The following is a 13,086-nucleotide window of genomic DNA, read 5'->3' on the forward strand; positions in this document are numbered from 1 at the left end:
TCCTTCTTTCAGCGAAGTGGGGAGTTCAGGGGTGAGGGGACGCTCAGACGTACCAGGCGCCGATCAGGCCGCCGAGCAGGCCGCCGACGAGGGGGCCGAAGACCGGCACCCACGAGTACGACCAGTCGCTCGAACCCTTGCCCTTGATGGGGAGCAGGGCGTGCACGATGCGCGGGCCGAGGTCACGGGCGGGGTTGATGGCGTACCCCGTCGGGCCACCGAGGCTCGCGCCGATGCCGACGACGATGAGGGACACGGCGAGCGGGCCGAGGCCCGACGGCGACTTGCCGGCCGCGACGACCCAGAACACCAGCACGAACGTGCCGAGGACCTCGGTGACGAAGTTCCAGCCGTAGGACCGGATCGCGGGGCCTGTGGAGAACACCGCGAGCTTCGTCGCGGGGTCGGCGTCCTCGTCGAAGTGCTTCTTGTACGCCAGGAAGGCGAGGGCCGCGCCGAGCATCGCGCCGATGAGCTCGGCGGCGAAGTACAGGAACATGTTGGCGACCGTCGGGTCGACCTGGGCCAGGACGGTGCCGTCGGCGCCCTTCGTCTGGGCGAACGGCAGATCGGCGACGAACAGGCCGAGCGTGACTGCGGGGTTCAGGTGGGCGCCCGACTTGAAGGCGGCGTACACGCCGGCGAAGACGGCGAGCCCCCACCCGAAGTTGATGAGCAGCCAGCCGCCGTTGAAGCCCTTGTTCCGGGGCAGGATCGCGTTGGCGACCACCCCGCAGCCGAGCAGGATCAGGGTTGCTGTCCCGATGATCTCGGATGTCATGAATGTGCCGGTGGAGATGGTGTCCACGGTCGACCTCTTCCTTGAGGGGGGTCCCGCCGCCCGGGGACCGGGGACGACGGGGCTCGTGCTGACTGTGAGAAACACTGACAAACGATGACGAACTGCCTGCCCCTGGGTACACCTGCCCGGGCCGTCGGGGCCGCCCGGCCGGACTGTCGTGGGTCTGGCGTCGTCAGTGCCCGGGCGGCGACGACTGGTCCAGAAGAGGGGCGAGGTCGGCGGCGCGCAGCCGGACGGTCTCCGCGCTCGCGTCGTCGGGCTCGAGCGCCGCGGCGTCCTCGGCCTCGGCCCGCTCCCGGTACGCGTCGATCTCGGTCTGGCGGCGCGCGGCGTCCCAGCCGAGGATCGGCGCGACGAGGTCGGCCATCTCGTCGAGCGCGCCGACGCCCTTGTCGGCCTGCTCGTAGTTGAGACGCGTGCGGTGCATGAGGATGTCGTCGAGGTGCAGGATCCCCTCGTGGCTCGCGGCGTAGACCACCTCGGCGCCGATGTAGGCGGGCGCGTGCTCGAGCGGCTTGCCGAGCGACGGGTTCGCGTCGACGAGCTCGAGCAGCTCGCCGAGCAGGCTGCCGTACCGGTGCAGCAGGTGGTCGAGGCGCGCCCGGTCCCAGCCGTACCGCTGCCCGATCGAACGGCTCTGCCGCTGGAGCACCTGGAGGCCTTCGGCGCCGACGAGCGGGATGTGGTCCGTGATGGACGGCAGGATCGTCGCGCGGGAGCCGAGCGCGAAGTCGACGGCAGCCTCGGCCATCGCGCGGTACGACGTGAGCTTGCCGCCCGCGATGACGGTGAGGCCCGGCGCGGGGCTCGCGACGGTGTGGTCGCGCGAGACCTTGGACGACGACGTGCCCGCCTTGGTGCCCGGCTGGAGCAGCGGTCGCAGGCCGGCCCACGAGCCGATGATGTCCTCGCGCGTCAGTGGCCGGGACAGCACGGCGTTGGCGTGCTCGAGGATGTACTCGATGTCGGCCGACGTCGCGACCGGGTGCTGCAGCTCGAGCGTCCACGGCGTGTCCGTCGTGCCGATGACCCAGTAGCGCGACCACGGGATCATGAACAGGACCGACTTCTCGGTCTGCAGGATCAGCCCGGCGGTGCCCTCGATCCGTGCGCGCGGGACGACGATGTGCACACCCTTGCTCGCGAGCACCCGCAGCCCGCCCTCCGAGCCCGCGAGCGACTCGGTCCGCTCGGTCCATACCCCGGTCGCGTTGATGACCTGGCGGGCGCGCACGTCGAAGTGCGTGCCGGTCTCGAGGTCGACGAGCTCGGCGCCCGTGACGGCGCCGCCCGACGTGGTCTGCAGCGCGACCACCTGCGTGCGGGACGCGGCGTACGCGCCGTACGAGACCGCCGTGCGGATCAGGGTCGACACGAGCCGGGCGTCGTCGACGCTCGCGTCCCAGTACTCGATCGCGCCGATCGCGGCGTCGTGCCGCAGGTCGGGGAAGCGGCGCTCCATGCCCTTGCGCGTGTGGTGACGGTGCAGCGGCAGCACACGCTTGTGACCCGTGAAGCTCGCGAGGAAGTCGTAGAGCGCGATGCCAGCGCCGATGTACGCCCGCTCGTACACCCGGTGCTCGAGCGGGAACAGGAAGCTGACGGGCTTGACGAGGTGGGGCGCGATGCGCGAGAGCAGCAGGTCCCGCTCCGTGAGCCCCTCGCGGACGAGGTGGAAGTCGAGCATCTGCAGGTAGCGCAGGCCGCCGTGCACGAGCTTGGTCGATCGGCTCGACGTGCCGCCCGCCCAGTCCTGCGCCTCCACGACGGCGGTGGACAGGCCGCGGGTCACAGCATCGAGTGCGACGCCCGCGCCCGTGACACCACCGCCGATCACGAGGACGTCGAGCTCGCGGCCGGCCTCGGTGCTCGCGCGCATGGCGGCGAACGCGTCCTCGCGCAGCCCAGGGGTCAGCGGTGCGGTCCTCATATGTGCCGAGCTCCTGCCGTCATTTCCTTGGTCCGGGCAGTGACTAAACCCGGGTGTGATGGCTATGGTCGGGGGGTGGCGAACGAACGCGCAACCCCTGTGCACGAACGTGCAACGGTGGGCCCGACGGAAGACCGCGAGCAGGACGTCCTCCGCGCGGCGTCGATGTACTACCTCCAGGACCTCAAGATGGAGGTCATCGCACGGCACCTCGGGACGTCGCGGTCGACCGTGTCCCGGCTCATCAAACGTGCACGCGACACCGGCCTCGTCGAGATCACGCTGCGGCCCGCGAGCACGCGTGCACCGGGGCTCGGCCGATCCATCAAGGCCGCGTTCGGTATCGACGCGTACGTCGTCCCGGTGCCCGACTCGTCGGGCGACAACGAACGCCTCGACCAGGTCGCGCGCGCCACCGCGAGGTTGCTGGGCTCCTGGTTCGAGTCCGACATGGTGCTGGGCGTCGCCTGGGGCACGACCCTCGCCGCGGTCTCCCGCCACCTCACGCCGAAACCGACCCGGGGCAGCATCGTCGTCCAGCTCAACGGCGCCGCGAACCTCCACAACGGCGGGCTCGAGTACGCGAGCGACCTCATCTCGAGCTTCGGGACGGCGTTCAGCGCGACCGTGCACCACTTCTCGGTGCCCGCGTTCTTCGACTACACCGACACCAAGCAGGCCATGTGGCGCGAACGCTCCGTGCACCGCGTCCTCGAGGTGCAGGCCCGCGCCGACCTGGCCGTCTTCTCGGTCGGGGCCGTGGCCGGGACCCTCCCCAGCCATGTGTACTCGGCGGGCTACCTCGACGCCCAGGACCTCGCGGTGCTCCACGCCGAGGGCGTGGTCGGCGACGTCTGCACCGTGTTCCTCCGGGCCGACGGATCATGGGAGGACGTTCCGCTCAACGCGCGCGCGACCGGGCCGTCACCCGCCGACCTGCAGCGGATCCCGCGCCGCGTGTGCGTCGCCGCCGGCGACGGGAAGATCGTCCCGCTGCTCGCCGCGCTGCGCGCCGGGACCGTCACGGACCTCGTCGTCGACGAGCTGACCGCGACAGGGCTCCTCGCGCTCGCGCGCATGCAGCGAGCGCGCAACGGCGTGCGCGAGGCCGCTCGGTAGGTTGGGGGCGTGAGCACCACACCCCTGCGCGTCCGGCCGGCTCTCCCCGCGGACGTCCGCGTCATCCGCGAGCTCGTGCAGCCGTACGCCGAGGAGCGGATCCTGCTCGCGAAGGAGTGGGTCGGGTACTACGAGGCGGTCCAGGAGTTCCTCGTGGCCGACATGGGTACCGACGACGCGCCCGACGTCATCGGCTGCGGCGCGCTGCACGTCATGTGGCAGGACCTCGCCGAGATCCGCACGCTCGCGGTCGACCGGACGCAGCGCCGGCACGGCGTCGGCCACGCGCTGCTCGAGGCCCTGGTCGCCCGCGCGCGCGAGCTCGGCCTGCACCGGGTGTTCTGCCTGACCTTCGAGGTCGACTTCTTCGCGGCGCACGGGTTCGAGCCCATCGACGGGACCCCGGTGACCCTCGAGGTCTACGCCGAGCTGCTGCGCTCGCACGACGACGGTGTCGCCGAGTTCCTTGACCTGGCCCGCGTGAAGCCCAACACGCTGGGCAACACCCGGATGCTGCTCGAGCTGGACTGAGCGGGACGCCTCGGCGGACGCCCGCCCGTCAGCAGGACCCGCTCAGAGCTCAGCGAAGTTCGCATCGAGGTCGAGAGCCCCCGTGACCTCGACGACGATCGCCGTCATGGCGGAGCCCGCCCGCGTCTGGTGCACCTCGCCGGGCTCCCAGACGACGAGCGTCCCCGGGCCGATCGCCCGTGTCAGGCCGTCCGCCTCGACCTCGCCGGTGCCTGCGACCACGGCGAACATCTGCCGCAGGGTCGCGGGATGGCGGCCGAGGATGCCACCGGCGTCGAGGTGGGCGATCGTGACGCGGCACTCGCTGCCGTCCACCACGCGCGGCAGGAAGTCCATGCTGACGGCGGTCGAGCCGAATGCTGTGAGCGCATCCCGGGGCAGCTGGAACAGTCGCATGCCGCCATGGTCGCGCATCGGCGCGCGGGCCGGGCTGGCTCGGGTCAGGCGGGCAGGCGGTAGGCCACCGGGTCGTCCGGGCCGGGGCCCGGGATCCGGGCGACCAGACCGTCCGTGACCAGGCCGTCGACGCAGCGCTCGAGCTGGCGGACGTCGGGCCAGACGGCGTCGACCGCCGAGTCCGGGACCGGACCGAGCGCCTCACGGAGCAGGGCCATGACGCGACCGCGTACCTGGCGGTCGGTGCCGGCCCAGGGCTGGGTGCGGCGTCGGGCGGCGTGGGCATCGGGGGGATGGCCCGCCGAGCGCCACGCGCAGAGGTCCGCGACAGGGCACGCGTCACAGTGCGGCGCGCGAGCCGTGCAGACCAGCGCGCCGAGCTCCATCGACGCGGCGGCCCAGCGGGCTGAGAGGGCGTCGTCGTCGGGCACGAACGTCTCCGCGAGGCGCACCTCGGCGACGGTCTGGCTCGGCGCGGGCATGGCGGCACCGGCCGCGACCCGGGCCAGCACGCGGCGCACGTTCGTGTCGAGCACGACGGACCGGTGCCCGTGCGCGAACGCCAGGACGGCCGCGGCCGTGTAGGCGCCGACCCCCGGGAGGGCCAGCAGCTCGGCCTCGGTCCCGGGGACGACGCCGTGGTGCCGCTCGACGAGCGCCCGCGCGCAGTCCTGCAGGCGCAGGGCGCGGCGCGGGTAGCCGAGCCGGTCCCAGGCGCGCAGGACGTCGTCCGTCCCGGCGCGCGCGAGGTCGTCCGGCTCGGGCCACCGGTCCATCCACGCACGCCACGCCGGCTCGACCCGGATCACCGGGGTCTGCTGCAGCATGACCTCGCTGACGAGCACGCCCCACGCGGTGCGGTCGGGCGCCCGCCAGGGCAGGTCGCGCGCGTGGACGTCGAACCACGCCAGCACGGCGTCGCGGACGAGGGGGGCGCGGCTCACGCTGGCATCTTCTCCCGCCCGGCCCGCCCGTGGGTACCGGCGGACGGCACACCGGGTGTGTAGGTTGCGAGGGCGGGGATGCAGCGGATCGGAGGAAGACGTTGGGGGTACTTCGACCGGCGGGCTCGCTGCCCGCGCGCGTGTACTGGGTGCGGCGCCTCGTGGTCCTGGCGGCGGTCGTCGCCGTGGTCCTGATCGCGGTGTGGGTCGTGCCGTTCGTCGCCGGGAAGGTCGGCGACCTGTTCTCCGGCGCGAAGGGCGCAGCGCCCGGTCCGACGACGACGACGTCCGCGGCCGCCGTCGGCCCCCAGCCGTGCGCGGCCGACAAGCTGGGGCTGACCCTCGCGGCCGACGGCGCGTCGTACCTCGCCGGCGCGCTGCCGACCCTCACCGTCACGCTCGTCAACAACGGCCCCGCCGGCTGCGTCGTCGACGCGGGCGAGGCGCAGCGCGAGATCGTCATCATGTCCGGGTCCGACCGCATCTGGTCGAGCCGCGACTGCGCGTCCGGCGACGCGCTGACCCGGGAGCTGCTGCTCGCGCCCGGCGCCCCCGACACGACCACCGTGCAGTGGCAGCGCACGCGGTCCGCCGCCGGCTGCCCGGGTGGCCAGCCGGCGGCTCTCAAGGGGACGTACTCGGCGACCCTGACGCTCGCCGGCGTGAGCTCGCAGCCTGCGGTGTTCGTGCTCGGGTGACCCCGGAACGCGCGGGTCGCGATGCAGGCGGGACTAAGGACCCAGGTCGCTGCTGACACCAGATCTAGTGTTACACGGTTGTCATTCACACCACATGTTGTGTGAGCGGGCCGTGAGGATCGGGAGTTGCTGTGACTGTTGTCGAGCTTGACCAGGTGGGGTCCGACGCCGGGACGGCATCCGGGCCGCGCCGGATGACGGTTCTCAAGCGCGACGGGCGGACGCTGGAGTTCGACCACTCCCGGATCAGGGCCGCGCTGGCCAAGGCCTTCGTCGAGGTGCACGGCAAGCTGACGCCGCTGACGGACCGCGCGCTGAACGACCTCGTCGCGCGCATCGACGCCGAGCTCGCCGAGCGGTTCACGGACGCGGTCAAGATCTACGAGATCCAGAACGTCGTCGAGCACATCCTGCTCGAGAGCCGCGAGTACGACGTCGCCGAGGCGTACATCAGCTACCGCGTCCAGCGGGACTTCGCCCGGAGCAAGACCACGGACATCAACCACTCGATCATCCAGCTGATCGACAAGGAGTCCTCGGTCGTCCACGAGAACGCGAACAAGGACAGCGAGGTCTTCAACACCCAGCGGGACCTGACGGCCGGCGCGGTCGGCAAGGCGATCGGCCTGCGGATGCTCCCGCCGCACGTGGCGAACGCGCACCAGAAGGGCGACCTTCACTACCACGACCTCGACTACCACCCCTATGCGCCGATGACGAACTGCTGCCTCATCGACTTCGGCACGATGCTGGCCGAGGGCTTCCGGATCGGCAACGCCCAGGTCGACCCGCCCCGGTCGATCGGGACGGCGACGGCGCAGATCTCGCAGATCATCGCGAACGTGTCCTCGAGCCAGTACGGCGGCTGCTCGGCCAACCGGATCGACGAGCTGCTCGCGCCCTACGCCGCGAAGAACCTCGCCAAGCACCTGGCGGACGCCCAGCGGTGGATCTCCGACGAGTCCAGCTGGCAGCCCTATGCGGAGGAGAAGACCCGCAAGGACATCTACGACGCGATGCAGAGCCTCGAGTACGAGATCAACACGCTGTTCACCTCGAACGGGCAGACGCCGTTCACCACGCTCGGCTTCGGGCTGGGGTCGGGCTGGCTCGAGCGCGAGATCCAGCGGGCCATCCTCGAGATCCGGATCGGGGGCCTCGGCGGCGAGCGGCGCACCGCGATCTTCCCGAAGCTCATCTTCACCGTCCGCCGCGGCCTCAACCTCGAGCCGGGCGACCCGAACTACGACCTCAAGCAGCTCGCCGTCGAGTGCGCCACCAAGCGCATGTACCCCGACGTCCTCAACTACGACAAGATCGTCGAGCTCACGGGGAGCTTCAAGGTGCCGATGGGGTGCCGCTCGTTCCTCCAGGGCTGGCAGGACGAGAACGGCGACGACGTCGCAGAGGGGCGCATGAACCTGGGCGTCGTCACGCTCAACCTTCCTCGCATCGCGCTCGAGGCCCGCGGCAGCCTCGAGTCGTTCTGGTCGCTGCTCACCGAGCGGCTCGCGACGGTGCACGACGCGCTCGTGTACCGGATCGAGCGGTGCAAGCAGGCGACCCCGGGCAACGCGCCGATCCTCTACGTGCACGGCGCCTTCGGCAAGCAGCTCGGCCCGGACGACGACGTCGACAGCCTGTTCCGGGGCGGGCGCGCCACGGTGTCGCTCGGCTACATCGGGCTCTACGAGGTCGCCGCCGCGTTCTACGGCGGCTCCTGGGAGGGCGACCCCGAGGCCAAGGCATTCACCCTGGAGATCCTCGAGGCGCTGCACTCCCACGCCGCGTCGTGGACCGCCGAGCACGGCTACCAGTTCAGCGTCTACTCGACGCCGAGCGAGAGCCTGACCGACCGCTTCTGCCGGCTCGACAAGGCGAAGTTCGGCTCGGTGGCCGACATCACCGACAAGGACTACTACACCAACAGCTTCCACTACGACGTGCGCAAGAGCCCGACGCCGTTCGAGAAGCTGGACTTCGAGAAGGACTACCCGGCGTTCACGTCGGGCGGGTTCATCCACTACTGCGAGTACCCCGTGCTGCAGCAGAACCCGAAGGCGCTCGAGGCGGTGTGGGACTACTCCTACGACCGGGTCGGCTACCTGGGCACCAACACGCCGATCGACCACTGCTACGCGTGCGGCTTCACCGGGGACTTCGAGCCGACCGCGCGCGGGTTCGCCTGCCCCGGCTGCGGCAACTCGGACCCGCGCACGTGCGACGTCGTGAAGCGCACGTGCGGCTACCTCGGGAACCCGCAGGCCCGGCCGATGGTTCACGGGCGGCACTCCGAGATCGCCTCGCGGGCCAAGCACATGGAGGGCAGCACCGAGCTCGCCAGCGCGCCCTCGCCCGCGGTGGACTGAGGACCCGGGATGCGCAGCCCGAGCCCGGGGGAGTGGCGGTCCGAGAAGGTCAGTCAGGGGTTCGTCGCCGACTACAAGCCGTTCATGTTCGTCGACGGCGAGGGCGTGCGGTGCAGCCTGTACGTCAGCGGGTGCCTGTTCGCGTGCGAGGGCTGCTTCAACGAACGGGCCTGGAGCTTCCGCTACGGGCAGCCGTACACCGACGCGCTCGAGGAGAAGATCCTGGCCGACCTGGCGCACGAGTCCGTCCAGGGACTCACGCTGCTGGGCGGCGAGCCGTTCCTCAACACCGGCGTGTGCCTGCGCCTGGTGCGCCGGGTCCGGCAGATGTTCGGCAGCAGCAAGGACATCTGGTGCTGGACCGGCTACACGTTCGAGCAGCTGACGGCCGAGACCCCCGACAAGGTCGCCCTGCTGGAGCACCTGGACGTGCTGGTCGACGGGCCGTTCGAGCTCGCTGAGCGCGACCTGAGCCTGCAGTTCCGCGGCAGCCGCAACCAGCGGGTGCTCGACGTCCCCGCGTCGGTGGCGGCGGGCGCGGCGGTGGCATGGGAGCGCCGGACGGATGCGACGGAGAGCTACGAGCAGCTCGAACGCCGGGCGCTCATCTAGCGGCGATGCCGGCCCGTGCAGGTCGCGTGCGTGCTTGCGTCAGACGTAGCGCTCGAGGATGCTCGACTCGGCGAGCCGTGACAGGCCCTCGCGCACCGCGCGGGCCCGCTGCTCGCCGACACCGTCGACGGCCATGAGTTCGTCGATGCCGGCCGCGAGGAGCTTCTGCAGCCCGCCGAAGTGCCCGACGAGCCGGTCCACGATCGCGGCCGGGAGGCGCGGGACCTTGGACAGCAGCCGGTAGCCGCGGGGACCCGCCGCGGCGTCGAGCGTGTCGCCGCCGCCGGGGAGGCCGAGGACGCGGGCGATGTGGGCGAGGTCGAGGAGCTCGGTCGAGTCGAGCTCGGCGAGCGCGTCCTGCACGGCGTGCTCACCGCGGTCCGGGCGGGCCGAGTCGAGGTAGTCGCGGATGACGAGCTCGCGGTCCGTGGCGATGCCGCCGGTCAGCTCGTCGAGCTGGAGCGAGAGCAGGCGGCCGTCGCTGCCGAGCTCGATGACGTAGCCCGCGATCTCCTCGGCGATGCGGCGCACCATCTCGAGGCGCTGGACGACGGCCGACACGTCCCGGACGGTCACGAGGTCCTCGATCTCGAGGGCCGACAGCGTGCCGCTGACCTCGTCGAGGCGGGACTTGTACCGCTCGAGCGTCGCGAGGGCCTGGTTGGCGCGCGACAGGATCGTGTCGGGCTCCTCGACGACCTGACGCAGCCCGCCGACGTAGAGCGCGACGATCCGCATCGACGCCGAGACGGACACGACCGGGTAGCCGGTCTGCTTGGCGACGCGCTCGGCGGTGCGGTGGCGCGTGCCGGACTCGGAGGTCTCGATGGTCGGGTCGGGGAGCAGCTGGACGCCGGCCCGCAGGATCCGGGAGATCTCACGGTCGACGATGATCGCGCCGTCCATCTTCGCGAGCTCGCGCAGACGGGTCGCCGAGAACTCGACGTCGAGGACGAACCCGCCCGAGCTCATGGCCTCGACCGTGTCGTCGTGGCCCAGGACGATCAGCGCACCGGTGCGACCGCGCAGGATCCGCTCGAGGCCGTCGCGCAGCGCCTGCCCGGGCGCGACAGCGGCGAGCGTCGACCGCAGGAGCTCGTCCGGCGTGGGGGTGGAGGACACGACGCAATCCTACGGTCAGGGGCTGACGCCCGACTGGATGTGGTCCGGCGGTTCGCCGCCACGGGGGCCACGGAACGGGTCCGATCGAGCCTCGGACCTGCGGAACCAGGATCTATCGGACCGCGCGAGGTCGGGGCGCCCTGCGCCGGGCTCTCAACGGTGACCGGCCACGCCCGTGGCCAGGACGGCCTCCGCGAGATCACGGACCTCGATCAGCTCGATGCCCGCGGGAGCGCTGCCCGCCTCGACCGATCCGGCCGGGACGACCGCGCGCACGAACCCGAGTCGCGCGGCCTCGGCGAGGCGCCGGGCGACCCCGGTCACGGGCCGGATCTCACCGGCCAGCCCGACCTCGCCGAGCGCGACGAGCCCACGGGGGAGCGCAACGTTCTCGCGCGAGCTGGCCGTCGCGAGCGCGAGGGCCAGGTCGGCCGACGGCTCGACGACGCGCGCGCCGCCGACGGTCGAGACGTACACGTCCTGGTCGGCGAGGCGCGCGCCCACCCGGCGCTGCAGCACCGCGAGGACCATCGCGAGCCGGCTCGCGTCGACCCCGCTCGTCGTGCGACGAGGGTTGGCGAGCATGCTCGGGGCGACGAGCGCCTGGACCTCGGTCGCGAGCGGGCGGCGACCCTCGAGCGTCACGGTCACGCACGTGCCCGGGACGTGGTTGAGCTCGTGCGAGACGAACAGGCCGCTCGGGTCGGCGAGTCCGACGATCCCGGACTCGGACAGGTCGAAGCAGCCGACCTCGTCGGTCGGGCCGTACCGGTTCTTGGTGGCGCGCAGCAGGCGCAGTCGCGAGTGGCGGTCGCCCTCGAACTGGCACACCACGTCGACGAGGTGCTCGAGCGTGCGCGGCCCGGCGACCGAGCCGTCCTTGGTCACGTGACCGACGAGCACCACCGGGAGGTCCCGCTCCTTGGCCGCCGCGATGAGGGCGGCGGCGACCTCGCGCACCTGGCTGACACCACCCGCGGTGCCGTCCACCGCGGACGACGCGATGGTCTGGACGGAGTCGAGGACGAGCAGCACCGGGTCGACCTGCTCGATGTGGCCGAGGACCGTGCCGAGGTCGGTCTCGGCGGCGAGCAGCAGGTTCGGGTCGAGCGCACCGATCCGTTCGGCGCGCAGCCGGACCTGGCCTGCGGACTCCTCACCCGTCACGTACAGGACGCGGCCGCTGCTGCGAGCGCCGTCGGGCCGCCCCCCTGCCCCCTGCGCGACACGGCTCGCGACGTCGAGGAGCAGCGTCGACTTGCCCACTCCGGGCTCACCCGCGAGCAGCACGACCGCGCCGGGGACGAGGCCGCCGCCCAGCACCCGGTCGAGCTCGTCCACACCCGTCGGGCGCGCGCGGCTCGCCTCGACGTCGATCTCGGCGATCGGGCGGGCGGGGTTGCGCGTCGGAGCCGTCACGGACGTGCGTGGCGCGGTGCCGCCCGGCCCGCCGTCCTCCACCACGGAGCCCCAGGCCTGGCACTCGCCACAGCGACCGACCCACTTCGAGGCGGTCCAGCCGCACTCGGTGCACCGGTAGCCGGGGCGTGCGGGGCGGCCGGCGCCGGTCGGGGCCCGGCGGGTCGCGGTGGGGATCGTCACGGGGCGAACGGTAGCCCGGGGGGCCGACACGACGGCGGAGCAGGGACCGCCGTGTGCGATCGGCGCCCTGCTCGGCAGGCCCGGGCCAGTAGGCTGCCACGAGAGTCGTCGCCGCACCGCGTGCCCGGCGGACCATCGAGCAGGCAGGGGAGCTGTGCATGAGCACCACCGGACCGGACGAACCGCAGGGTTGGAGCGTCCCCCCGCGGGCCGCATCGGCGGCCGGCCAGCCGGAGAGCGGCGCGCACGCCCTGCCGGCCTTTGAGCCCGCAGCCCCCGACGTGACCGAGCCCGCGACGCCCGACGACGCGCGTCGGCGGAAGCTGCTGCTCATCGGCGGCATCGCCGCAGCGGTCGTCATCGTCGGCGGGATCATCGCGATCGTCGCCTCGCAGGGCGGGGACGACGCCGCGGTGCTGCCGGCGCCGACCGCGTCGACGGTCCTGCTGCCGCTGCCGACGGCGACGGTCGCCCCGGTCCCGCGCGCTGCCACCACCGCGTTCGCCTCGGCGCTGCCGACGACCGTGCTGCAGTACGCGCTGGCCACGTCCGCGTCGGAGCCCACCTGGGTCGCCGCGGGAGCCATCGAGGCGTACTCCGAGTCGTACTCCGACGGCGGAACGGCCCAGGTCGTCGTGACGGCCGGTCAGTGGGAGACGCCGGAGGCGGCGGCTGCGTACGCGCAGCAGATCGTCGCGGCGATCCCCGCGACGGCCACGCCGCCCACCGCCAACCCCTCGTCGACCGCGTCCGCGGCTGCCGCTCCCGCCGGGTTCCCGGCGACCGGTGACGTCACGGCCGCAGGGCAGAAGGTCGGCACCTACACGCTCGTCGATGCGGGCGACGGCACCGGCATCGCGGTGTGGACGAACGGCTCGTCGGTGTTCCGCGCGACCGCGCCGATCGCCGACCTCCGCAACGTGTACGCGGCCTACCCGCTCTGACCGGCACGCCGCGGCAC

The 13,086-nt window shown here is 72.3% G+C and carries 12 protein-coding genes; 6 read left to right on the plus strand and 6 right to left on the minus strand.

All coding sequences use genetic code 11. The features are described 5' to 3' along the window. Positions 1-43: 43 nt before the first annotated feature. Positions 44-781, minus strand: coding sequence for an MIP/aquaporin family protein (locus tag VFW79_RS08015; RefSeq protein ID WP_329676808.1), 738 nt, complete (start codon positions 779-781; stop codon positions 44-46). 193 nt (positions 782-974) lie between these two features. Then, the gene (locus tag VFW79_RS08020; protein ID WP_329676783.1) at positions 975-2,732 is read right to left on the minus strand and encodes a glycerol-3-phosphate dehydrogenase/oxidase; all 1,758 of its coding nucleotides are present in this window, start codon (positions 2,730-2,732) and stop codon (positions 975-977) included. Between the two features lie 117 nt (positions 2,733-2,849). On the opposite strand from VFW79_RS08020, the gene VFW79_RS08025 reads away from it, so the two are divergent. Together VFW79_RS08025 and VFW79_RS08030 are read left to right on the plus strand one after the other, a co-directional pair. Beyond that, positions 2,850-3,851: a sugar-binding transcriptional regulator gene (locus VFW79_RS08025; protein ID WP_329676784.1), complete on the plus strand. Its 1,002-nt coding sequence runs from the start codon at positions 2,850-2,852 to the stop codon at positions 3,849-3,851. Between the two features lie 9 nt (positions 3,852-3,860). Then, a complete protein-coding gene (locus VFW79_RS08030) occupies positions 3,861-4,382 on the plus strand; it encodes an amino-acid N-acetyltransferase (RefSeq protein ID WP_329676785.1) in 522 nt (173 codons plus the stop codon). A gap of 42 nt (positions 4,383-4,424) precedes the next feature. Here VFW79_RS08030 and VFW79_RS08035 read toward each other — a convergent pair whose 3' ends face one another. Both VFW79_RS08035 and VFW79_RS08040 read right to left on the minus strand, forming a co-directional pair. Then, positions 4,425-4,778 carry a cupin domain-containing protein gene (locus VFW79_RS08035; protein WP_329676786.1) on the minus strand — a complete coding sequence of 118 codons (354 nt, stop codon included), beginning with the start codon at positions 4,776-4,778 and terminating at the stop codon, positions 4,425-4,427. A gap of 44 nt (positions 4,779-4,822) precedes the next feature. Continuing rightward, positions 4,823-5,722, minus strand: coding sequence for an A/G-specific adenine glycosylase (locus tag VFW79_RS08040; protein ID WP_329676787.1), 900 nt, complete (start codon positions 5,720-5,722; stop codon positions 4,823-4,825). 101 nt (positions 5,723-5,823) lie between these two features. Here VFW79_RS08040 and VFW79_RS08045 point away from each other — a divergent pair, with 101 nt between their 5' ends. From VFW79_RS08045 to nrdG, 3 genes are all read left to right on the plus strand, one after another. Continuing rightward, the gene (locus VFW79_RS08045) at positions 5,824-6,420 is read left to right on the plus strand and encodes a hypothetical protein (protein ID WP_329676788.1); all 597 of its coding nucleotides are present in this window, start codon (positions 5,824-5,826) and stop codon (positions 6,418-6,420) included. Positions 6,421-6,551: 131 nt separating this feature from the next. Beyond that, the gene (gene nrdD / locus VFW79_RS08050) at positions 6,552-8,789 is read left to right on the plus strand and encodes an anaerobic ribonucleoside-triphosphate reductase (RefSeq protein ID WP_329676789.1); all 2,238 of its coding nucleotides are present in this window, start codon (positions 6,552-6,554) and stop codon (positions 8,787-8,789) included. 9 nt (positions 8,790-8,798) lie between these two features. Further along, a complete protein-coding gene (gene nrdG, locus VFW79_RS08055; RefSeq protein ID WP_329676790.1) occupies positions 8,799-9,401 on the plus strand; it encodes an anaerobic ribonucleoside-triphosphate reductase activating protein in 603 nt (200 codons plus the stop codon). Between the two features lie 39 nt (positions 9,402-9,440). On the opposite strand, the gene disA is transcribed toward nrdG, so the two are convergent. Next, a complete protein-coding gene (gene disA / locus VFW79_RS08060; RefSeq protein WP_329676791.1) occupies positions 9,441-10,523 on the minus strand; it encodes a DNA integrity scanning diadenylate cyclase DisA in 1,083 nt (360 codons plus the stop codon). A gap of 153 nt (positions 10,524-10,676) precedes the next feature. Next, positions 10,677-12,119 (minus strand): DNA repair protein RadA, encoded by a 1,443-nt coding sequence (gene radA, locus VFW79_RS08065; protein ID WP_329676809.1) that lies wholly within the window; start codon positions 12,117-12,119, stop codon positions 10,677-10,679. Positions 12,120-12,283: 164 nt separating this feature from the next. On the opposite strand from radA, the gene VFW79_RS08070 reads away from it, so the two are divergent. Continuing rightward, entirely contained in the window at positions 12,284-13,069 is a 786-nt protein-coding gene (locus VFW79_RS08070) for a hypothetical protein (RefSeq protein ID WP_329676792.1), read from the plus strand. Positions 13,070-13,086: the final 17 nt, after the last annotated feature.

Source organism: Cellulomonas sp. (assembly GCF_036279715.1).
Lineage (GTDB): Bacteria > Actinomycetota > Actinomycetes > Actinomycetales > Cellulomonadaceae > Cellulomonas_A.

Bases quoted from the DNA above. Each gene is read 5' to 3' on its own strand.
- VFW79_RS08070 (WP_329676792.1), top strand. From the start codon at position 12,284: ATGAGCACCACCGGACCGGACGAACCGCAGGGTTGGAGCGTCCCCCCG.
- nrdG (WP_329676790.1), top strand. From the start codon at position 8,799: ATGCGCAGCCCGAGCCCGGGGGAGTGGCGGTCCGAGAAGGTCAGTCAG.
- VFW79_RS08020 (WP_329676783.1), bottom strand. From the start codon at position 2,732: ATGAGGACCGCACCGCTGACCCCTGGGCTGCGCGAGGACGCGTTCGCC.
- VFW79_RS08035 (WP_329676786.1), bottom strand. From the start codon at position 4,778: ATGCGACTGTTCCAGCTGCCCCGGGATGCGCTCACAGCATTCGGCTCG.
- VFW79_RS08015 (WP_329676808.1), bottom strand. From the start codon at position 781: ATGACATCCGAGATCATCGGGACAGCAACCCTGATCCTGCTCGGCTGC.